A 19,762-nucleotide genomic window follows, 5' to 3' on the forward strand; every position below is an offset into this window, starting at 1 on the left:
GCCGAGCACGCGCCACGCGGTACAACGGTGGTGGCAGCCGGGGTCGTTGGCGTAGTACCGACCGGCCCTTGTCCTACATCTCTCGTCCTCGCCCTGAAGCACCGCGCCCCTGCTCTCCTTCGGGAGGGCAGGGGTCTTGTCGTGCTGGCGGTCACCTCAGGGCCGCAGCGGCGTTGCTGAGCTGCGACCGGTGCGGTCCGGCCGCCGTAGTCCCCGCAGTCGTCCGAGGTCGGCTCGGCCATCATGTGATGGCAATCCCGAGAATCGGCCCCGCACTTGGGCTCACCACGTCATCCTGGTCCGGCGAGAACTTCGTCGTCGTCCCCCGCGACCCGCACTTCGACCAGGCCGATAGCTACCTCGGTGCGGAGCTCGTCGAGGACGAGGCTGCGGTTGTGAACGCCTGCCAGATCCGTGATGCCGCTTGGCACTACGCAGTGTCCCGCGAGGAGTTCGCGAAGGCGGTACTGTCCACCACGTGACGACGGACTCCTCGACCTTCACCCGGTCGACTCTATGCCAGGATCCACCGCCAGGGACCCGACGAGAGGCACGACGTTGAGCGAGTGGACCATCCACGGCAGCCGGACCATCTACACCAGCCCCTGGGTCGAACTCGACCTCGTCGACGTCGAACCGCCAGGCCACCCCCGCTACGAGCACCACCTCGTCAAATGGGCACCTGTTGCCGCCACCGTCGTCCTCAACGAACGCGACCAGGTGCTCATGATGTGGCGCCACCGCTTCGCAACCGACACCTGGAACTGGGAAATCCCGAGCGGGATCGTCGAGGCCGGTGAGTCTCTGGAAGCAGCCGCCATTCGCGAGGTCGAGGAAGAGACCGGCTGGCGTGTCACCACGGTCGAGCCCCTCGCCTACAACCAGCCCGTGGGCGGCATGTCCAACGCCGAACACCACGTCTTCCTCGCCCGCGAAGCCACGTACATCGCTCCGCCCGTCGACACCCACGAAGCCGACCGCATCGAATGGATCCCCCTCGACCGGGTCCAAGAGATGATCGACCGGCGGGAGATCGTTGCCGGAGTCGCCGTCACCGGCCTTCTCCAACTCCTCGCCCGCCACCCCTAACCCGGCAACGCGAGCACAGCCGACCCGACGATCGCCTCACGGAAGTCCCGCACCGAGGGCATCCGCGAGGCCCGTGCCGGAATTGCCGCCGCCACCTCCCGGGCACGCGACACCACGATCCCCGTCCGATGCTCGGCGGGCAGCGTCTCCAGCGTCAGCAGCCCGACCTGCGCAGCCGTCGCGACCTCGCCCACCTTCAGCAGCCCTGCCGCCTGGTCGAACGTGATGAGCGCCCGGTCCAGGTGCTCCACGGGCGCGTACATCGTCATCGCCTCGTCCAGGGACGCCTGTGCGCGTCGGGTGTCACCGAGAACCGTGTGCATGCTGCCGATGTGCCAGCGGAGCTGACGCTCCGTGTAGCCGTACGCCGTATCACCCGTGTCGTGAGAGCTGAGCCGCGCGAACGCCCTCTCCGCGATGCGCATCGCCTCGCGGGCATCATCAGCGCGCCCGAGCCGAGCCAGAGACCGGGCCTCAAGCGCGGGCGCCCACGCCGCAGTCGCGCACGCCGTACTGCCGGCCACCAGCCGGGCGCGCTCCGCCAGATCGGCAGCGGCCTGAGGCGACCCGAAGTAGAACGGGATGACCGCCTCTCTCGTGAGCAGCCACGCCCGAAGAGCCCGGTCGCCTGTCTCCTCCGCAGCCAGGTGGGCGCAGCGGAACCACCCCCGCGCTTCCCGCTGTTCTCCCAGTGCGACCAGCGCGATGCCAGCCGTGCCGGCAAGCTGGGCGGCGACGCGGCAAAGGCGCAGCCGGTAATCGGCGGGCTGACGGCGGCCGAGCAACTGCTGCACCTCGACAAAGTCGAGGACGCTCTCGGCGAGCAGCTGGTTGGGTGGGCTCATCTGGTAGGCGTGGCCGTACTCCCCGGCTGAGCGTTCCCACTGTTCCATCGTCGTTTCGGACAGGGACTCCCCAAGGGTGTCGGCCATGCTCCGGCGAACTTCGCCGAGGGCGTCCAGGACCGACCCGGACAGGGCGATCCCGGCGGTGGCGAACAGGCTGCGCAGTATCGCGCGCCTCTCCGGGTCCTCCGTCGTCTTCGCGCTGTTGGGCTCGGGGCGCCGGGGTGACGCCTTAGGCGCCGAAGGCTGAGGTTCCGTGCCGTTGGTGTAGTCGGCGCCGAAGCCAAGCCGGTCCGGGCGTGTCCGATACAGCTGGCACAGGCCGTCGAGATGCAGCTCACCGGGCCGTCCCGGCCCGTTCTCCCATGCGGACAGCTGCTGCACCGTCAGGCGGCCCCGGATCTCCGCGTACGCCGTCACGGCCGCGTCCAGCGTCCAGCCCCGGGCCAGGCGGTGAGCGTGCAGCAGGGACGTCCCGCACTCGGCGGCGATCGCAGAAGCCAGCTGCCAGGGCGACCATCCGTCTGTAGTGGCCTGCTGATGCAGCCGGTTCGCTGCCGGCTTGTGGTTGACGCGTGGCATCGCGAGCTCCGGGCATCTGGGTGAAGGGCTGTGCTCACGGTAGCCCGGCGGTGACGGTCCGGGGCGCCGGCTTCACGAGCCCCGCGTGATTCAGGCTCAGCCTTTCCTGGGCAGCCGGCGAAACCCTGGCAGTTTCACGAGCCGACCGTCATTGCCGCACGCGGGTGTCCGGGCCGATGCTCTCGGCGTAGCAATCGGCCGACGGCTCGAGGAGCAGAACATGGCAAGAGAGCACACGGGTTTCACCGTTGAGATCCGGGAGGTGACGGCGCCCGCGACGTTCAACCGGCTGCCTGCTGCGCTGGGGGCTCTCTGGGAGTCGCTCCGGGCTCTGCCGTTGGGTTGGGAGCAGTTTGATGCGGCGAGCTACGTCCTTGGGCCCGGTTCGGTGGAGCGCGTCGAGCGGACATTGGCTCGGGACGGCGAGCTGTCCCTCACCTTCACCCTGAAGGGCTGTTCTCACACGGTGTCAGTGCGTCCTGCCACTGTCGGGGGCGATCGGTGAATGCCCGCGAGCGGTATACCGTGGAGCGGCAGGCCCCCGTCGGGCGGCAGCCCGGCCTGTACGCGATCCGCGACAAGGCGACCAGTGAGCTGGTTCTCGGAAGTGACGGCCGGTTGGAACTCTTCACGATGGATTTCAGCGCCGAACGCTGGATCATCAGTCAGATCTCCAACGGCCGGCCCGCGCCGGTGGTGCGGGGAGCGGTGAGCCGCAGTCAGTGGCCCGCCGTCACGGTGAGCGTAGACGGCATTCTGGACCCGCTCGCCGCACCACTCCCGCAGGCCCTCGGCGCCCTCTGGGAGGTTCTGCGTGCACTGCCGCTCGGGTGGACGCAGTTCGAGGCGTACCGGTACTTTTTCGACACTCCGGGGGCCGAGGAGCGGGTGAGCACGTTCCTGGAGCGTGACAGGTGCCTGGTCCTGTCGTTCGCCATGGACGGCCGCTCGCACGTTGTCCGGGTGGAGGTCCCGAGGTGACTGCCGTGTGGATTCCGACGGCAGGGCAGACCGCGTACCTGCGCTCCACCGGCGAGTCCGTCAGGGTGAAGGACTTCAGCGAGGAGCGCGTGTACGTCCGGGCGCTTCGGGGTGGCACCGAAAGGGCGCTCAGGGTGGGTGAGTTGATTCCGCCGGACGACGCTCCGGGCGGCCTGCACGACTGGCAGGTGTCGCGCGGATGAGGCGGCCACCGGCTCAGGTGAGCGAGCTGGCCCGGAACGTCAGGAGGATCCTCGGCAGCCGCGCGCCGGCCCGCATCTGGCGCTCTGCCGGGGACGGGTATCGCGTGGTGGTCGACCTCGAAGCCCCACCGGACTCCTACAACACCGCTCAGGTCCTCGCCCTCCAGGCAGCCCTGGCCGATGCCCGGACGTGGGGTGTCGCCACCAGGAGCAGGGCCCGGAAGGTCATTTGGGCCGAGGTGGGTCGGGTGGCGAAGTGAGCGCGATCACGGGCAGCGAGTCGATGCTGTCCGTGATCGCGCAAACTGTTATCGCGGTGACCTCTGCTTTCAGCCCGCCTGCGGCTGCTGCTGGGTGATGCAGTGGATGCCGCCGCCGTTGGCGAAGATCTCGCGGGCGTCGACGAGTTCGATCTTGCGGCCCGGGTAGGCCTCGGCCAGGATGCCTGCGGCGACCTGGTCGCGGGGGTCGTCGAAGGCGCAGAGGATGACCGCGCCGTTGGCGACGTAGTGGTTGATGTAGGAGAAGTCGACCGGCTCGCCGTCCTCGTCGGTGAGGACGGTCGGTGCGGGCATCTCGATGACCTCGAGCAGGCGTCCGGCCGCGTCCGTGGAGGTGCGGAGGATGGCGACCAGTTCCTTGCAGACCTCGTGGTCCGGGTGGGCCGGGTCGGGCTGGACGTGGGCGACCACGACGCCGGGGCGGACGAAGGAGGCGACGATGTCGATGTGGCCCCGGGTGCCGAACTGGTCGTAGTCGCGGGTGAGTCCGCGCGGGAGCCAGATGGCCTTGGTGGTGCCGAGGAAGGCATGCAGCTCGGCTTCGACGGCCTCCTTCGTCCAGTCGGAGTTGCGTCCCTCGCCCAGCTGCACGGTCTCGGTGACCAGGACGGTGCCCTCGCCGTCGACGTGGATGCCGCCGCCCTCGTTGATCAGCTTCGAGGCGAAGCGCTGTACTCCCGTCAGCCCCACGCTGGTCAACTCGACAATAGCTTCCGCGATGTGCTGGTCGTGCTCCCAGCGGGCCCAGGACTGCGCGCCCCAGCCGTTGAACACCCAGTCCGTGGCGGCCAGTTCACCGTTCTCGCCGAGCAGGAAGGTCGGGCCGATGTCGCGCATCCAGGCGTCGTCCAGCGGGCGCTCGACCAGCTCGACCTCCGGTGACACGTACCTGCGCGCGTCGGCCAGCTCACCGGTGTTGACGATCAGCGTCACCGGCTCGTACCGGACGATGGTGTTGGCGACCCTGGCCCAGGCCTCGCGGGCGGCGTGCAGGTGCGCGGGCTCGTCGAAGGTCGGGTTGTCGGTGGGGAACGCCATCCAGGTGCGCTCGTGCGGGTGCCACTCTGCGGGCATCCGGTAGCCGAGGGAAGCGGGAGTCGTCATGAGGGTGGAGTCCTAAGAAGTGGGGGAGGCAGGGGAGTTACAGGGTCTGCTTGATCACAGGAAGTACAGGCGGCTGAGCGAGACGCTGTCGGCCGGCTCCGAGCGGAGCGGCGATCCGTCGAGCGAGACGAGTCCGGTGGCCGCCTCGACCTGGACGTTGCCGATCCGGGCGTTGCGCACCATGTCGCGCGGCCCGATGCCACGGGTGTTGCGTACGCCCACCCGGCGCCTGCGGGTTGGGAGTTGGTCGGCTGCGCGGTCCAAGTACGAGCCGTCGGCGGCTGCTTGGGCGACGAAGGCGACCGAGATGTCCGCCGCAGTGGTGCCGTGGGCGCCGAACTGGGGGCCCAGGACGAGGGGTTCGCAGCGGTCGGTGGAGGCGTTGGGGTCGCCGGTGACGCCGTAGGCGGGGAAGCCGGCCTTGAGGACGAGTTGCGGCTTGGCGCCGAAGTGGTCGGGCCGCCAGATCACGATGTCGGCGAGCTTGCCGATCTCGATCGAGCCGACCTCGTGGGCGAGGCCGTGTGCGATGGCGGGGTTGATGGTCAGCTTGGCGATGTAGCGCAGCACGCGCTCGTTGTCGTCGCCACCCTGGTTGGTGCCGTACGATCCATCGCCGTCGAGCGGGCCGAGTTCGGCCTTCATCTTGCCGGCCATCGCGAAGGTCCGGCGTACGGTCTCGCCGGCCCGGCCCATGCCCTGGGCGTCGGAGGAGGTGATGCCGATGACCCCGAGGTCGTGCAGCACGTCCTCGGCGCCCATCGTCCCGGCGCGGATGCGGTCGCGGGCCATCGCGGCGTCGCCGGGCAGGTCGACCTTGAGGTCGTGGGCCGAGACGATCATGCCGAAGTGCTCGCCGAGCGCGTCCCGGCCGAACGGCAGGGTCGGGTTGGTGGAGGAGCCGATGACGTTCTCGACGCCCGCCATCTTCAGGACGTTCGGCACGTGTCCGCCTCCGCAGCCCTCGATGTGGAAGGCGTGGATGGTGCGGCCGTCCAGCACGGAGAGGGTGTCCTCGACGGAGAGGCACTCGTTCAGGCCGTCGGTGTGCAGGGCGACCTGGACGTCGTACTCCTCGGCGACCCGCAGCGCGGTGTCGAGGGCCCGGGTGTGGGCGCCCATGTCCTCGTGGACCTTGAAGCCGGACGCTCCCCCCTCGGCCAGCGCCTCGATCAGCGGGGCCGGGTCGGAGGACGAACCCCGGCCCAGGAAGCCGATGTTGACCGGCCAGGCGTCGAAGGAGTTGAACGCGTGCCGCAGCGCCCAGGGGGAGTTGACCCCGACGCCCCAGACCGGGCCGAACTCCTGCCCGATGATCGTGGTGACGCCGGAGGCGAGCGAGGCCTCCATGATGCGCGGGGACAGCAGGTGGACGTGGGTGTCGATGGCGCCGGCGGTGGCGATCATGCCCTCGCCGGAGACGATCGTGGTGCCCGTGCCGACGACCACGTCGATGCCGTCGAGGGTGTCCGGGTTGCCGGCCCGGCCGATGGACGCGATCCGGCCGTCGATCAGGCCGATCGAGGTCTTGCGGATGCCCTGGACGGCGTCGATCACCAGCACGTTGCTGATCACGACGTCGCAGGTGTCGCGGACGGCGGCGGCCTTCAGGTGCAGGCCGTCGCGGGCGGTCTTGCCGAACCCGGCCAGGAACTCGTCACCGGGGGCCTGGGAGTCGGACTCGACGCGGACGATCAGCCCGCTGTCGCCGAGGCGGATCCGGTCGCCGGCCCGGGGGCCGTGCACGGTGATGTAGTCATGGGGGGTGATGGCGCTCACGACTGGGGCTCCGCATCGTCGAAACTGGTCAGGTACCCGGTCGCGCGGGCCTTGGCGAGCGCCGCCTCGCGGGCGCCGGGGGCGTCGAGCGGCCCGTCCACCAGTCCGGCGAAGCCGATCGCCACCCGTCCGCCGCCGATCGGGACGAGTCCGACCTCGACGGTGGCGCCGGGGTCGAAGCGAACCGAGGAGCCTGCGGGCACGGCGAGGTGGGTGCCGTAGGCGGCGGACCGGTCGAACGCCAGCCGGGGGTTCGCCTCGAAGAAGTGGAAGTGCGACGTCACCGAGATCGGCACCGCCGAGGTGTTGTGGACGAGCAGCACCACCGTCTCCTCCACCGGGTCGTACCCCTCGCCGGCACCCACCAGTGCGCCGCCCGGGGCGTCGTCGCCGAGCGAGCCGCCACCCCGGAACGGGTCGTTGATCACCGCGAGCCGGGTGCCGTCGTCGAAGACGGCCTCCACCTGCACCACCGTGACGACGTCCGCGACACCGGGCAGCACGTCGTCGGCGCTCAGGATGCTGCGCCCGGCCTCGATGGCCTCGGCGAGGCGGCGGCCGTCGCGGGCGGCTTCGCAGACGGTGTCGGCGATGAGGGCGGTGGCCTCGGGGACGTTGAGGCGTACGCCGCGTGCGCGGCGGGCGCGGGCCAGCTCGGCGGCTGTGAAGATCAGCAGCCGGTCCCGCTCGGTGGGGGTCAGTCGCACGGTTCCTCGCTCGCGGTTGCCGGGGGGTCGGAGAAGTTAGAACGACGTTCAAACATCTTCCGCCATTGAACCTGGGTCGCGCCGCCCTGTCCAGCGTTGCCCACCGCGAACCGTTCGGCGCGCCGGGTGTCGCAATCGAGTCGCCGGTATCAGTGTCACGAGATGTATCAGGTACCTGATATAACTAAGCCACCTTGCTCGATGAGTGACCCACGAACCGTGAGGAGCGCAGCCATGCGCGCAGTCCGCTACACCCGTACCGGTGGCCCCGAGGTCCTGGAGACCGCCGACATCCCCGTCCCGCAGCCCGGCCCCGGCGAGGTCGCCATCGACGTCAGCCACGCAGGCGTGCACTTCGCCGACGTGATGTTCCGGCGCGGGCAGTTCCCGCTGCCGCTGCCGGCGGTACCCGGCCTCGAGGTGGCGGGCACGGTGGCCGTACTCGGGGAGGGCGTGACGGGCCTGCGGGTCGGCCAGCCGGTGGCCGCCGTACCGACGGGCTTCGGCGGCTACGCCGAGCGCGTCATCGCGAGCGAGCTGACCACCGTCCCCCTGGAGGGTGAACTCGCGGGCCTGACCCCCCTGCTCGCCGCCGCGACCGCCTGCAACGCCGCCACCGCAGTCGGCACCCTGCGCGGCGCGGCCCGGATCACCGAGGGTGACCGGGTGCTGGTCCTCGGCGCCTCCGGCGCGCTCGGCGCCCTGCTCGGCGGGCTGGCCCGCGCGTACGGCGCCGCGCTGGTGGTCGGCGCCGCGAGCACGCCCGAGCGGGCCGCCCGCGCGGCCGGGGGCGGATGCCACCAGGCCCTGACGTACGGGGAGTTGGCCGACCGTACGCCCGAATTGACGGACGGCCAGGGCTTCGACGTCGTCATCGACTCGGTCGGCGGCGAGCCGCGCGAACAGGTGCGCGGGCTGCTCGCCGTCCTCGGCCGGCACGTCGTCATCGGCAACGCCGCCGACCAGGACATCACCCTGGACGCCAACCAGGTCTGGTACGACAGCTTCACGCTGGCCGGCTACAACATGGGCGGCGTGCTGGCCCGGCGCCCCGACCTGTTCCGGGCCCACCTGGAGGAGGGGCTGCGGCTGGTCGCCGACGGCACCCTCCGGATCGACGTCGAGGAGATCGGCTGGGACGGCGTGGTCAAGGCGCACGAGCTGCTGGAGGGGCGCGCGGCGACCGGGAAGTACGTCCTGCGGACCGTGTGAGCCCCTCTCGTGCGGTGGGCGCGATACTGGTCGGGGCCCGTCCGGGGTTCGAACGGGCCGCCGGTGAACCGGGCCCGCCGAGGAGAGGCTGCCGCTGATGACCACCGACCCCGCCGAGCTGCTGGCCGGCCCCCGAGGGGCGCAGCTGCGCCTCGGGCTGGCCATCAAGCAGGCCGAGCAGGCCATGATGGCGGCCAAGACCGACGCGCTGCGCGAGCTGGAGCTCACCGTCCCGCAGTACGCGGTACTGCTGCAGCTCACCGAGCGGTCCGGGATGTCCGGTGCCCAGCTGGCGCGCGGGGCGGCCGTCACCCCGCAGACCATGGCGGGCGTGCTCGCCAATCTGGAGGCCAAGGGGCTGGTCGAGCGCGAGCCGTCCGAGGTGCACGGCAAGGTGCTGGTCACCCGGCTGAGCGAGGCGGGTCGCACGCTCGTGGCGGCGGCCGACGCGCGTGCGGTCGGGATCGAATCGGTGCTCTGGACGGCGTTCGACGCGGGGGAGCGCGAGCAGTTCCGGTCCTTCCTCGAACGGGCAACCGCCGCGCTGCACAGGTGAGTAGAGGATCTTCCGGCCGCCGGTAGGGTGACCCGCCGTCACCCAGACTTCGGCAGGCGGGAGAACAGCCGTGACGGATCGGCGAAGTGTGCTCAGGACAGGGACCCTGGCGGTGGCCGCGCTGGCGGCGAACATCGGGTTCACGGCCGGCGCCGCGCCGGTCGCCGCGCCGGCCGTCGGTCCGATCTGTCCGGTCGTCGGTCCGGTCGGCACGCCGGAGCAGGCGTTGGCGCGGCTGCGGGCGGGCAACGCGAACTGGGTCGGTGACCGGTCCTCCCACCCTGACGCCTCCTCCTCGCGCCGACGGGACCTGTCGACCCATCAGGAGCCGTTCGCGGTGGTCTTCTCCTGCATCGACTCCCGGGTCGCGCCGGAGCTGGTCTTCGACCAGGGGCTGGGCGACCTGATGGTGGTCCGGACGGCCGCCCACACCCACGACGCGCTGGTGGCGGGCAGCCTGGAGTACGGGCCGGTCGAGCTGGGCACCAAGCTGCTGGTCGTCCTGGGTCACCAGCACTGCGGTGCGGTGACGGCGGCGGTCAAGTCCTTCCAGGACGGTGCACAGCTGCCCGGCCACCTGGAGGACGTCGTCCAGGACCTCCGCTCACCGTACGAGGAAGCCCGCCGCCAGGGCACCCCGCCCGACCAGCTGGTCGAGGCGACCATCCGGGCCCAGACCGCGCAGACCGTCGCCCGGCTGCGCGCGGACCGGTTGCTGCGGCCACTGGTCGAGGCGGGCCACCTGGACGTGGTCGGCGCCCACTACGTCCTGGACAGCGGCGCCGTCATTTTCTCGGCCTGACTCCGGACCGGCCGACGGGCTGACTGGCAGGTGGACTGATGGGCCGGCTAATGGGCTGACTGGCGGGCAGGTTGATGGGCTGACTGACGTTTCCGGCCGAGATCACCGGCGCGAGCCAGCGCAAACCTCCGCACCGCCGCGAATTGGATCACTCAGGCGTCCCCGAACTCCCGTTTCACCCCCGATGACCGCGTACGCACTGTTGCAAACCGTGGCAGCCGGGCACCAGGATGGTCATCGGCAGGAAGGGGGCGGCCCGGCCGGTGGGGGACTCGGTGCGGCGGCCACCCGGGAGAGGGCGGGGGCGTACGGTGATGGATGGTCAGGCGAGGTTTCCGCGCCAGCGAACGGCTTCGAACAGTGACACGGTCGCGTCCGCCGGCCCCGGCGACACCTCGGCGCCGGTCCGCGACCCGGGGTGCGCGTTGCACCGGAGACTGCACACGGCGCTCGACCCGGCCGATCTGCTCGCGGTCGGAGCCGTCCGGCACCGCCTGCGCGCGGCGCTGACGCTCTGGGGTGTGCCGGAACTCGCGGACACCGCCGAGCTGCTGGTCTCCGAGCTGGTCACCAACGCGCTGGTGCACACCGAGCGCGGGGCGGTCTTCGACGCCGTCCTCACCCCCGAGCTGCGGCTGCGCGTCGAGGTGCAGGACGGCACCTCCCGGCTGCCCGGCCGCCGCCCCCCGTCCGACTTCGCGACCTCCGGCCGGGGGCTGCTGCTGGTCGAGGCGCTCGCCGACGACTGGGGTGTGAAGCTGCGCGGGGACGGCAAGGTCACCTGGTTCGAGCTCGGCGCGTCCTGAGCGGTTGATCGCGTCCGCTCTGCTCGACCCGAGCGGGCACGCCGTTCGGGAGCGGATGTGCCGATCCCGAGTGGTGTGTCTGCGGATCTTGTGCAGAGTCCGGGCCGGTTTTTGTTATGCGGGCGCTATCTGTCCGAGCGAGGCGGTACTAGTAATCTTTCGACAGGATAGTGAGAATGTGTGCCCACGCGGTCCGCTCGGACGGCAATGGCACGGCAGCGGCAGGAGAAGCATGGCGACTGAGCCCGAGCCGCAGGGGCCCGCACGCCGCACCCCACCGGCCCAGACCGCCAGAAGCGCGGCTGCGGCCGGTGCTCTGCGCACCGCGGCGGGCCTGACGCCCGGCAGAATCGCGCCCGTGGTCTCCACAGCGACGGCGGCCAGGCAGGGGCTGCCCACCCGCAGTGGTGACTCCACCCCCGACTGGCTCGAACCGGCGATGGCCGCGAACGGCATCGGCTCGTTCGACTGGGACATCCGCCGCGACGTCCTGGAGGGCGACCCCCGGGCCTGCGCCATCCTCGGACTGCAGGGCGGCCGCCTCGACCGCAGCTCGGCCGCCTTCCTGGCGATGCTCCATCCCGAGGACGCTCCTGTGGTGCGGCGCCGGGTCGAGCGCGCGGTGACCGAGCTGGGCCAGTGCGGCGCCTACTACCGCACCGTCTTCCCCACCGGGGAGATGCACGCCGCGCGGTTCCGTGGCCGGGTGCTCGCCGACGCCTTCGGGCGGGCCTCCAGAATGGTCGGTTTCGTCTGGGACGCCACCGTCGAGCTGCACAAACGCGTGCGGGCCGGCGAACTCGCCGCGCTGCGGGAGGACCGCTCGCGGTTCATCAAGGAGGCCGCCCGGGCCCTCTCCGAGGCCGTCACCGTCCGGGACGTGGCCCGGGTCTTCACCGAGCTGCCGCTCCCCGGCCTGCCGCCGGACGGCCTGGTGCTGACCTCGCTGGAGGCGGGCCGGCTGACGATACTCGGCGCGTCCGGCTACCGGCCCGAGGACGTCCACCCGTACGACCGCTCGCCGCTCGCCCCCCACCACCCGGCCGCCGAGGCCATCCGGACCAGGGGCCCGGTGGTCATCGCCAGCCGGGACGAGTACCGCGAGCGCTTCCCCGAGGCCTGGCCCCGGGTCAGCGAGACCGGCCGCAGCGCCTGGGTCTTCCTGCCGCTGGTCGCCAGCGGCCGGGTGATCGGGGTCTGCCTGGTCAGCTTCGACGACGACCGGGAGCTCGACGCGGACGAGCGCACCCTGCTCGCCACCCTCGGGGGCCTGGTCGCGCAGTCCCTCGCCCGGGCCCGGCTGCACGACGCCGAGCACGAGCTCGCGGCCGGGCTGCAGCGCGTCATGCTGCCGCGTACCGTGCCGTCCGTCCCCGGGGTCACCACCGCCGTTCGCTACCTGGCGGCCGGTTCCGGGCTGCAGATCGGCGGGGACTGGTACGACGTCGTCCCGCTCCCCGGCGGCCACGTCGGGCTGGTGATCGGCGATGTGCAGGGGCATGACGTGCACGCTGCCGGGATCATGGGCCAGCTGCGGATCGCCCTGCGCGCGTACGCCGCCGAGGGTCACCCGCCCGCCGCCGTGATGGCCCGCGCCTCCCGCTTCCTCGCCGACCTGGACACCGACCACTTCGCGACCTGCCTGTACGCCGAGGTGAACGTCGACTACGGCGTGGTCTACGCCGTGCGGGCCGGCCACCTCGACCCGGTGGTCCGCCGCGCCGACGGCACTACCACCGTGGTGCCGGTGGTGGGCGGGCTGCCGCTGGGCATCTCACCGGACCAGGAGTACCGGGTCACCAGGTTCAGCCTGGACCCGGGCGAGACCGTGGTGCTCTGCACCGACGGCCTGGTGGAGTCCCGGGCCATGGACCTCGACACCGGGTTCGCCCGGCTCCGCGAGGCCGTCTCCCGGGAGCTGCCCGGCCGGGGCGAGTCGGCCGTCGACCCGCTGGACGTGCTGGCCGACCGGATCGCCTCCCAGGCGGCGGACTCCACCGAGCGCGAGGACGACATAGCGCTGCTGCTGCTCCGCTGGGACGGCCCGGCGGGCGGCCTGGCCGCCCAGCAGCTCCGCCGCCGGATCGGCCAGGCCGACCTGGCCCGGATCTCCGAGCTGCGCGGCGAGCTGCGGGACGCGCTGCGGCGCTGGGGCGTGCCCGGGCTGGTCGACACCGCCGAGCTGCTCGCCTCCGAGCTGGTCACCAACGCGATCCGGCACACCGACCGGGACGCGATGTTCACCGCGCGGCTCTACCGCGACCCGGCTCAGGGCGCCGGGGCCAGGCTGCGGGTCGAGGTGGAGGACGAGTCCGACCTCTGGCCGACCCGCCGCACCCCGGGGGAGCAGGCTTCCTCGGGACGCGGGCTGATGCTGGTCGAGGCGCTCGCGGACGGCTGGGGCGTGGAGCCTCGCGGCTCGGGCAAGCGGATGTGGTTCGAGCTCTCGGCGGAGGGCTGACCGTACGCAACCGGGTTCCTACCGGGGCGCGGGGAACTGTGTGACCAGAGCACGACGTAGGTGCGTGGTTGGTCGCGCAGTTCCCCGCGCCCCGGTTGTGGTTGCCGTGAGCGCGGACAGTTCAGGTCAGCCGAACTGCTGCTCGAGGTCCTTGAGTTTCTGTTCCAGGGAGTCGAGTCGCGGCAGGGTCATGGTGTCCTCCTCCGGGGTGAGGTCGACGGTGGGCCGACCCGGTCGGGCGGGGAGGCCCGGCTGGGTGACCGCTCCCTCGGCGGGGGCTATGGCGGGCTCCGAGCCGCCGGCCTCCAGTTGTGCGGGTAGTTGGCGCGCGCCGGCGCGTGGGCGCCAGACTCCGCCGTGCTGCCGTCCGATCGCCCGGATCTCGGCCCGTTCGCGCCGGCTGGCGAGTCGCTGGCGCTCCCGGTTGGCGGCGGCCTCGCGCTTGTCGTCGCGGACTTCCTCGACCGCTTCGTCCAGCGTGCGGACGTTCTCCAGCAGCATCAACGACCAGGCGGCGTAGGTCTCCAGCGGAGCCCGCAGCCAGCGGACCATCCTGATCTGCGGCAGCGGACGGGGCACCAGGCCCTGCTCCCGCAGCGCGGCCCGCCGGGTCTGTTTCAGTGCCCGGTCGAACAGCACGGCGGCGGACAGCGACATCCCGGCGAAGAACTGCGGGGCCCCGGCGTGGCCGAAACCACGTGGCGCGTGCACCCAGTTGAACCAGGCGGAGGCCCCGGCGAACAGCCAGACCAGCATGCGCGAGCCGAGCGCCGCGTCCCCGTGGCTGGCCTCCCGGACGGCCAGGACGGAGCAGAACATCGCCGCACCGTCCAGGCCGAACGGCACCAGGTACTCCCAGCCCCCGGAGAGGTCCAGGTTCTGGATGCCGAAGCCGACCAGGCCGTGGAAGGAGAGCGCGGCCGCGACGCCGGCGCAGCAGAACAGCAGGGTGTACGAGGCTCCCCCGTACAGGGACTCCTTGCGGCGGCGGCGGTCCTCGCTGCGCTCCCAGGAGTCCGGGCCGCCGGCCCGGCCGGTGGCTCTGGTGCGAGCGAAAGCCACCAGGACGGCGGTCACCACCAGTGCGACCACACCCGTGATGGCCCAACCCAGTGGTATGTCGGACAGTTTCATGGCCTGAACCAGCCTCGCTTTCCTGCGTAATGACGGCGGGGACCATCATGGCGGAAGTGTGAGTTGGTTATGGCTGATTTGCTGTCAATGCACCTGGGAGGGCTAATTCTGACCCATATCCGGATCGATAATAGAACAATTGATGGGCTGTTAATTCTTTTCGCGCAGGCCCGGCGAGCTCGGCAGGCTCGGCGGGCTCTGGGTACTCCGCGCGGTCCGTGGGCAGCTGAAGCAGGATTCGGCAGGCCCCACGGTGTACAGCAGGCAGCAGCTCAACCGGGTGCGGGTACGCATCGGCGGCGAGCCGGGGTGTTCCAGCAGCCGGAATCCCGGTCGGCCGGTGAAGCAGGTGCCCTCGGTGGCCCCCGGCAGCAGGCCGGCCAGTTCGGCGGTGGCCCGTTCCTCCTCACCGAGCAGGCTGCCGATGTACCAGAGGCCCTCGATCACGTCGTCGGTCGCCATGCCCCGGAGGGTGTGCGGGCCGCGCCGTATCTCCGGGCGGAAGGCCGCCAGTACGGGGGCCAGCTGCTCCGTCAGCGTGGCGAGCAGCTCGGCGCGCAGGGCGGCCTCGTCAGGCACCACCCGGGCGGTCGGCAGCCCGGCCGCCGGGTCGTCCGGGAGGCAGTGGAACTCGGTGGCACGGAAGGTGAGTTCGCCGGTGCTACGGCGGATCGACACCTGGTCGGCCGGGATCCGAGGCACCCGCCGCTCCAGGAACCAGGGCAGCGTGAACAACAGTGCCACCGGCCAGCAGTACCGGTGCAGGCAGAACCCCGCCGCGACGTCCGGCCGCAGCGGCTCGCCGTACTGCGCCAGCCCCTGGCGGGCGTCGAAGGCGATCAACTCCCGTAGGGTGTCCGGGTTTCGGAGGAAGTCGGCGGTGCGGATCCACCCCTGGCCCGAGCGCGGCGGCCCCGACCGGATGTGCAGCTCGGGGAAGACCTCGCCGAGGCGCGCGTAAGTGGTCAGGAGGGGTGGACCGGCCAATGGCCCTTTACCCAGCGGCCTTTCGCCGGGCGGCACTTCGCCGGGCGGCGGGGCGGTGCTCGGCTCGATGCTGCTCACGGTCATGGTGTGGGCCCCATCGGGTCGGACCGGGCCCCGGGGACTCGGCGGCGGCAAGGTGGAACCGCCCAGGGTGGCGTTTCACCCTGGGCAGGTTAGGCTCACCTTAGCTGATGGAGTCCCCAACTTCCTGTCCGACGCGGCTGTCAGGGGGAGTTCCCGGCGCGGGCAGGGAGCTCAGACGGCGCGCGAGCCAGACCGGGATGCCCCCGAGCGCCTGCATCAGCCGGGCCGCCTCCGCCCGCAGCCGCGCCGCCTCGGCGGGCTCGGACACCTCCGCGAGCGCGGCGAGCGCCGGCGCGACCCCGACCGTGAACCCCAGCTCCTCGCGCAGTTCCAGGGAGGCCCGGAACCCCTCCTGGGCGCGTTCGAGATCGCCCGCCACCAGCGCCAGCGCCGCCAGGTGCCGCCAGGTGTACGAACGCAGCAGCCGGTCACCGCACGCGGCGGCGCCGTCGTGCGCCCGGCGGTACGCGATCCAGGCGGCGGTCGGGTCGTGCAGCAGGTTCTCGGCGACCAGGCCGCGCCGGAAGTCCAGCAGCGGCCGGCCGGGTGCGTTCGGCGGCAGCAGGGCCGAGGTGCGCCCGAGGGCGGCCTGGGCCTCGTCCAGCCGGTCGCGCGGCCCGAGGACGCTCGCCACGTAGGCCAGGAAGCCGCGCGCGCAGGACGCCGCCGCGCGCTGGCCTCCGCTCGCCACGCCGGCCTCGGCGAGGCGCAGTGCCTGCTCGGCCTGCTCCCAGTGCCTGGCGGTGAACAGGCACTGCTCGATCAGTAGTTCAGCCCGGTCGAGGGCTGCGGCAGGGTCCACCGCAGCGCTGGGCCGGAGTAACTCGGCGGCCTCCTGCCAACATCCGCGCGACCTGAGTCGCCACACCGTGTCCGCAGTGCCCCCCGGGGCCGTACCGTGCTTCGACAACGCCACCTCCTTGTGTGCGCGTCCAGCGAACGGAACTGCTGTGGCCGCAATTCAACACGGGGGCGAGCTTGTGCACCAGATCACGAACGTCGGAGATTCCGGCGAGTGGCTCGACGGGCCGGTGTGCATCAGGGCGACCAACGGGGGTGCGGGGACTGCGCGAGGCGGAAGGCCGCAGGTCCCTGCCTTCCGGTTCGCACAGCCCCCGCACCCCCGGGGTGGCCGATCTGTCAGAGGGTCAGGAAGTCCATCCCGTCTCCATCAGGGCCTCCGCCGCGCCGTTTGCTGGTTGCGGGACGCCCGCGAGGTCGAGCCGGAACAGGGCCACCAGCAACTGCTCGCCGCGTACCGTCGCCTGGTGCGAGAAGCCGCCCAGGACGAACATCGCGGCGGCGATCTCCTCGGCGTGCAAGGTCTGCAGCCAGAGGCACTCGACGGCCTTGTTGTCGGCCGGTTCCGAGCCGGCGTCCACCAGGGCGACCATCCGTGAGCCCAGCAGCGTTACCGGCGACTCACTCTGATCGTCCGTCAGTTCGAGATCGTCGAAGCCGAGCCACTGGAGGTAGCGGGCGGCCGTCAGTACGGCGTCCTCGGGGCTGCGCACCGGGTGCGGCCGGAACGGCGCCCGGGGCCGACTCTGCGGTTGGCCCTGCGGCCGGCCCGCCGGGTGCGTACTCGGGTGCGTACTCGGGCGCGTGCCCGGGTACGCACCCGGCGAGCTGCCTGGCCGGCCGCCGGTGGGGTTGCCTTGGTGGCTGCCCGGCTGGCCCTGCGGCGGCACGGTCGGGACCACGCCGGTGGACGGGCGTGAACCGTACGGGTGCAGCGTCGGCCCGCCGGCGTGCGGCGGGATCTCGTACTGCGGGGCCGGGCCGAGCAGGCCGGTGCTCTGCAGGCGCGGGGCGCGGTCCACCGGAAGACGTACCGTGGCACCGCAGTTGCAGGTGAACTCGGGCTGCGGCCACTGGTCGTTGCGGCCGCAGTGCGGACACCGCATGCTCAGCCAGGAGTCCTCCCAGGACCGGAACCGCACCTGCACCGGCACGCCGCCCCGCAGCAGCGGCACCCGGAGTTGCGCCCCGCACGGGCAGGGCAGGCACGGTGGCTCGTACAGGTGCTCGCGACGGCAGGCCGGGCAACGGATCGCGCTCGCCCCACCGTTCTGGCTCCCGTTCTGGCTTCCGGAGGAGGCCGGACCGAACCGAGCCGGGTCGCTGAAGTCGTCGGGCAGCGGCAGTCCGGGCATGGCTCGCACCGTCCGTTCGGGTCGGCTGGGCAGGTCAGGTCGTTCCCATCGTCCCCGATGCGTGTCGGGATTGGCAGCGTTTGCGCTAATCCTCAGGGAGAGATCAGGGGTGTTCGCCGTCCGCTACCGCTCCGGGCGCTCGGGCGGGTTCGGCCGCACTGCACCGGCCGCGCTCCACCGGGCCAGGTCCTCCGGGGTGTCGAGGTCGTCGGGGACGGCGACGTCGCCGCACTCGACCAGCACGATCTCGGCGGCGTGCGCCGCGAGCAGCGTGCGGGCCCCGGCGTCCCCGGTCGCCCCGGCGGCGGCCTCGGCCAGGTAGCGGGCGCCGATCAGTACGGGGTGACCGCGCCTGCCCGCGTACGCCGCTGCCGCGAGTTCGGCGCCCGCGAGCCGGGCGGCGAGCAGCCGGGCCACGGCGGCTGGGGTGACGCCCGGGGTGTCCACCAGCATCACCAGGACGGCGTCGGCTCCTGGCGGCAGCGCGGCCAGACCGGCGCGCAGCGAGGAGCCCATGCCGCTCTCCCAGGCCGGATTATCGACAAGTCGGCAGTCGCCCAGCTCCGCGACGGCCCGCACCTGCTCGCCCGAGGCACCCAGCACCGCCACCGTGGACGAGCAGCCGCCGGCCCGGACCACCGAGAGCGCGTGCTCGATCAACGGCCGCCCCTGGTACGGGATCAGCGCCTTGGGTCGCCCGCCCAGCCGCCGCCCACCGCCCGCCGCCAGCACCAGAGCGGGTACCAGGGCGGGTACTGGGGCGGGCACCGGACTCTTCGGGTCTTCCATGAGGACAGTCTGGTCGGCCCGCCCGGGTGGAGGTAGTTGTATGAATCTACAAGGTAAACCCGCAGGTCGGTGCGGTGCGCCGGGCCTTCCGCCGCTGGATCTTCGGCAGGGCGCAGCCTGTACTGGGCAGATGGCACTTCTGGCATCCCGTACTCAGCAGACGCACGGCGCACCCGCCCCGCTGGTCGACCGCTTCGGCCGGGTCCACACCGACCTGCGGGTATCGCTCACCGACCGCTGCAACCTGCGCTGCACGTACTGCATGCCTGCCGAGGGCCTGAACTGGCTGCCCAAGGCCGAGGTGCTCGGCGACGACGAGATCGTCCGGCTGGCCCGGATCGCCGTCCGGGATCTGGGGATCAGGTCCATCCGGCTCACCGGGGGCGAGCCGTTGCTGCGGCGCGGGCTGCCCGGCCTGGTCGCCCGGCTCGCCGAGCTGGGTCCCGAGCTGTCCCTGACCACCAACGGCATCGGGTTGGCCCGGACGGCGGTGGACCTCAAGGCCGCCGGGCTGCACCGGGTCAACGTCAGCCTGGACACGCTGCGGGCCGACCGTTACGCCGAGATCACCCGGCGGGACCGGATCGCCGACGTGTTCGCCGGGATGGCCGCCGCCCAGGCGGCCGGGCTGGCGCCCGTCAAGGTCAACGCCGTCCCGGTGCGCGGGGTCAACGACGACGAGATCCTCGACCTGGTCGAGTTCGCGGCCGGGCACGGCTATCGGATGCGCTTCATCGAGTCCATGCCGCTGGACGCCCAGGGCGCCTGGGACCGCAGCAAGATGATCACCGCCGACGAGCTGCTGGAGATCCTCGGGCAGCGCTGGGAACTCGTCCCGGTCGGCCGCCACGGCAACGCACCGGCCGAGGAGTGGCGGATCGCGGATACGGAGACGGTGGTCGGCGTGATCGCCTCCGTCACCCGGCCGTTCTGCGGCGGCTGCGACCGGGTCCGGCTCACCGCCGACGGCCAGCTGCGCAACTGCCTCTTCGCCACCCACGAGTCCGACCTGCGCGCGCTGTTGCGGGGCGACGCCGCCGACGCCGCGATCGAGCGGGCCTGGCGCAACACCATCGCCCGCAAGGGCCCCGGCCACGACATCAACTCCGCAGACTTCGTCCAGCCCGACCGCCCGATGTCGGCGATCGGCGGCTGAGCGGCGCTCGCCGCCAGCCGTCGGTGGCACGGTTTCAACCGCCGACGC

At 71.9% G+C, this 19,762-nt stretch carries 21 protein-coding genes; 12 read left to right on the top strand and 9 right to left on the bottom strand.

Features of this window, described 5'->3' with window-relative positions:
• Positions 1-248 precede the first annotated feature (248 nt).
• Both P3T29_RS24420 and P3T29_RS24425 read left to right on the top strand, forming a co-directional pair.
• The gene (locus tag P3T29_RS24420; protein WP_280718757.1) at positions 249-482 is read left to right on the top strand and encodes a DUF6879 family protein; all 234 of its coding nucleotides are present in this window, start codon (positions 249-251) and stop codon (positions 480-482) included.
• Positions 483-558: 76 nt separating this feature from the next.
• The gene (locus tag P3T29_RS24425) at positions 559-1,089 is read left to right on the top strand and encodes an NUDIX hydrolase (protein WP_280718758.1); all 531 of its coding nucleotides are present in this window, start codon (positions 559-561) and stop codon (positions 1,087-1,089) included.
• Here the strand turns inward: P3T29_RS24425 and P3T29_RS24430 are convergent.
• Positions 1,086-2,516: a hypothetical protein gene (locus P3T29_RS24430; RefSeq protein ID WP_280718759.1), complete on the bottom strand. Its 1,431-nt coding sequence runs from the start codon at positions 2,514-2,516 to the stop codon at positions 1,086-1,088. The two genes, P3T29_RS24425 and P3T29_RS24430, sit on opposite strands and share 4 nt — an antisense overlap.
• 220 nt (positions 2,517-2,736) lie before the next feature.
• Between P3T29_RS24430 and P3T29_RS24435 the strand changes: the two genes are divergently transcribed.
• Genes P3T29_RS24435 through P3T29_RS24450 form a run of 4 tightly spaced genes read left to right on the top strand, consistent with a single transcriptional unit; the run spans position 2,737 to position 3,960 of the window.
• On the top strand, positions 2,737-3,021 hold the full coding sequence (locus P3T29_RS24435; protein WP_280718760.1) for a hypothetical protein: 285 nt from the start codon (positions 2,737-2,739) through the stop codon (positions 3,019-3,021).
• Entirely contained in the window at positions 3,018-3,497 is a 480-nt protein-coding gene (locus P3T29_RS24440) for a hypothetical protein (protein ID WP_280718761.1), read from the top strand. The genes P3T29_RS24435 and P3T29_RS24440 overlap by 4 nt, the downstream gene beginning before the upstream one ends.
• Before the next feature lie 5 nt (positions 3,498-3,502).
• The gene (locus tag P3T29_RS24445) at positions 3,503-3,700 is read left to right on the top strand and encodes a hypothetical protein (protein ID WP_280718762.1); all 198 of its coding nucleotides are present in this window, start codon (positions 3,503-3,505) and stop codon (positions 3,698-3,700) included.
• Entirely contained in the window at positions 3,697-3,960 is a 264-nt protein-coding gene (locus P3T29_RS24450; RefSeq protein ID WP_280718763.1) for a hypothetical protein, read from the top strand. Before P3T29_RS24445 ends, P3T29_RS24450 begins: the two co-directional genes overlap by 4 nt.
• A gap of 69 nt (positions 3,961-4,029) precedes the next feature.
• Here the strand turns inward: P3T29_RS24450 and P3T29_RS24455 are convergent, their stop codons facing one another.
• Genes P3T29_RS24455 through ureA form a run of 3 tightly spaced genes read right to left on the bottom strand, consistent with a single transcriptional unit; the run spans position 4,030 to position 7,571 of the window.
• The gene (locus tag P3T29_RS24455; RefSeq protein WP_280718764.1) at positions 4,030-5,085 is read right to left on the bottom strand and encodes an agmatine deiminase family protein; all 1,056 of its coding nucleotides are present in this window, start codon (positions 5,083-5,085) and stop codon (positions 4,030-4,032) included.
• A 54-nt stretch (positions 5,086-5,139) separates the two neighbouring features.
• Entirely contained in the window at positions 5,140-6,864 is a 1,725-nt protein-coding gene (locus P3T29_RS24460) for an urease subunit alpha (RefSeq protein ID WP_280718765.1), read from the bottom strand.
• Positions 6,861-7,571: an urease subunit gamma gene (gene ureA / locus P3T29_RS24465; RefSeq protein WP_280718766.1), complete on the bottom strand. Its 711-nt coding sequence runs from the start codon at positions 7,569-7,571 to the stop codon at positions 6,861-6,863. Before ureA ends, P3T29_RS24460 begins: the two co-directional genes overlap by 4 nt.
• A 234-nt stretch (positions 7,572-7,805) precedes the next feature.
• Here ureA and P3T29_RS24470 point away from each other — a divergent pair, with 234 nt between their 5' ends.
• From P3T29_RS24470 to P3T29_RS24490, 5 genes are all read left to right on the top strand, one after another.
• Entirely contained in the window at positions 7,806-8,783 is a 978-nt protein-coding gene (locus P3T29_RS24470) for a zinc-binding dehydrogenase (RefSeq protein ID WP_280718767.1), read from the top strand.
• Between the two features lie 97 nt (positions 8,784-8,880).
• A complete protein-coding gene (locus P3T29_RS24475; protein WP_280718768.1) occupies positions 8,881-9,339 on the top strand; it encodes a MarR family transcriptional regulator in 459 nt (152 codons plus the stop codon).
• Positions 9,340-9,427: 88 nt separating this feature from the next.
• Complete coding sequence (locus tag P3T29_RS24480; protein WP_280718769.1) at positions 9,428-10,141, top strand: carbonic anhydrase; 714 nt, start codon at positions 9,428-9,430, stop codon at positions 10,139-10,141.
• Positions 10,142-10,566: 425 nt separating this feature from the next.
• Complete coding sequence (locus P3T29_RS24485; protein WP_280718770.1) at positions 10,567-10,947, top strand: ATP-binding protein; 381 nt, start codon at positions 10,567-10,569, stop codon at positions 10,945-10,947.
• 232 nt (positions 10,948-11,179) lie between these two features.
• Positions 11,180-13,408: a SpoIIE family protein phosphatase gene (locus P3T29_RS24490; RefSeq protein WP_280718771.1), complete on the top strand. Its 2,229-nt coding sequence runs from the start codon at positions 11,180-11,182 to the stop codon at positions 13,406-13,408.
• A 126-nt stretch (positions 13,409-13,534) separates the two neighbouring features.
• On the opposite strand, the gene P3T29_RS24495 is transcribed toward P3T29_RS24490, so the two are convergent.
• The 5 genes from P3T29_RS24495 to P3T29_RS24515 all read right to left on the bottom strand — a co-directional run bounded on the left by P3T29_RS24495 (position 13,535) and on the right by P3T29_RS24515 (position 18,558).
• Positions 13,535-14,542, bottom strand: a complete 1,008-nt coding sequence (locus tag P3T29_RS24495) for a DUF2637 domain-containing protein (RefSeq protein ID WP_280718772.1) — start codon at positions 14,540-14,542, stop codon at positions 13,535-13,537.
• Positions 14,543-14,692: 150 nt separating this feature from the next.
• Positions 14,693-15,613, bottom strand: a complete 921-nt coding sequence (locus P3T29_RS24500) for an iron-sulfur protein (RefSeq protein WP_280718773.1) — start codon at positions 15,611-15,613, stop codon at positions 14,693-14,695.
• A gap of 100 nt (positions 15,614-15,713) precedes the next feature.
• Positions 15,714-16,481 (bottom strand): hypothetical protein, encoded by a 768-nt coding sequence (locus P3T29_RS24505; RefSeq protein ID WP_280718795.1) that lies wholly within the window; start codon positions 16,479-16,481, stop codon positions 15,714-15,716.
• Positions 16,482-16,761: 280 nt separating this feature from the next.
• Positions 16,762-17,769, bottom strand: coding sequence for a hypothetical protein (locus tag P3T29_RS24510; protein ID WP_280718774.1), 1,008 nt, complete (start codon positions 17,767-17,769; stop codon positions 16,762-16,764).
• Between the two features lie 123 nt (positions 17,770-17,892).
• Positions 17,893-18,558, bottom strand: coding sequence for a nucleotidyltransferase family protein (locus tag P3T29_RS24515; RefSeq protein ID WP_280718775.1), 666 nt, complete (start codon positions 18,556-18,558; stop codon positions 17,893-17,895).
• Positions 18,559-18,688: 130 nt separating this feature from the next.
• On the opposite strand from P3T29_RS24515, the gene moaA reads away from it, so the two are divergent.
• A complete protein-coding gene (gene moaA, locus P3T29_RS24520; protein ID WP_280718776.1) occupies positions 18,689-19,714 on the top strand; it encodes a GTP 3',8-cyclase MoaA in 1,026 nt (341 codons plus the stop codon).
• Positions 19,715-19,762: the final 48 nt, after the last annotated feature.

The sequence above is a fragment of the Kitasatospora sp. MAP5-34 genome, from assembly GCF_029894335.1.
Lineage (GTDB): Bacteria > Actinomycetota > Actinomycetes > Streptomycetales > Streptomycetaceae > Kitasatospora.

What these genes read in the sequence shown, in the direction of transcription:
- P3T29_RS24435 (WP_280718760.1), top strand. Translation starts at nt 2,737, where the DNA reads ATGGCAAGAGAGCACACGGGTTTCACCGTTGAGATCCGGGAGGTGACG.
- P3T29_RS24515 (WP_280718775.1), bottom strand. Translation starts at nt 18,558, where the DNA reads ATGGAAGACCCGAAGAGTCCGGTGCCCGCCCCAGTACCCGCCCTGGTA.
- P3T29_RS24420 (WP_280718757.1), top strand. Translation starts at nt 249, where the DNA reads ATGGCAATCCCGAGAATCGGCCCCGCACTTGGGCTCACCACGTCATCC.
- P3T29_RS24450 (WP_280718763.1), top strand. Translation starts at nt 3,697, where the DNA reads ATGAGGCGGCCACCGGCTCAGGTGAGCGAGCTGGCCCGGAACGTCAGG.
- P3T29_RS24490 (WP_280718771.1), top strand. Translation starts at nt 11,180, where the DNA reads ATGGCGACTGAGCCCGAGCCGCAGGGGCCCGCACGCCGCACCCCACCG.
- P3T29_RS24510 (WP_280718774.1), bottom strand. Translation starts at nt 17,769, where the DNA reads ATGCCCGGACTGCCGCTGCCCGACGACTTCAGCGACCCGGCTCGGTTC.
- P3T29_RS24470 (WP_280718767.1), top strand. Translation starts at nt 7,806, where the DNA reads ATGCGCGCAGTCCGCTACACCCGTACCGGTGGCCCCGAGGTCCTGGAG.
- P3T29_RS24475 (WP_280718768.1), top strand. Translation starts at nt 8,881, where the DNA reads ATGACCACCGACCCCGCCGAGCTGCTGGCCGGCCCCCGAGGGGCGCAG.
- moaA (WP_280718776.1), top strand. Translation starts at nt 18,689, where the DNA reads ATGGCACTTCTGGCATCCCGTACTCAGCAGACGCACGGCGCACCCGCC.
- P3T29_RS24495 (WP_280718772.1), bottom strand. Translation starts at nt 14,542, where the DNA reads ATGAAACTGTCCGACATACCACTGGGTTGGGCCATCACGGGTGTGGTC.
- P3T29_RS24430 (WP_280718759.1), bottom strand. Translation starts at nt 2,516, where the DNA reads ATGCCACGCGTCAACCACAAGCCGGCAGCGAACCGGCTGCATCAGCAG.
- P3T29_RS24455 (WP_280718764.1), bottom strand. Translation starts at nt 5,085, where the DNA reads ATGACGACTCCCGCTTCCCTCGGCTACCGGATGCCCGCAGAGTGGCAC.
- P3T29_RS24500 (WP_280718773.1), bottom strand. Translation starts at nt 15,613, where the DNA reads ATGACCGTGAGCAGCATCGAGCCGAGCACCGCCCCGCCGCCCGGCGAA.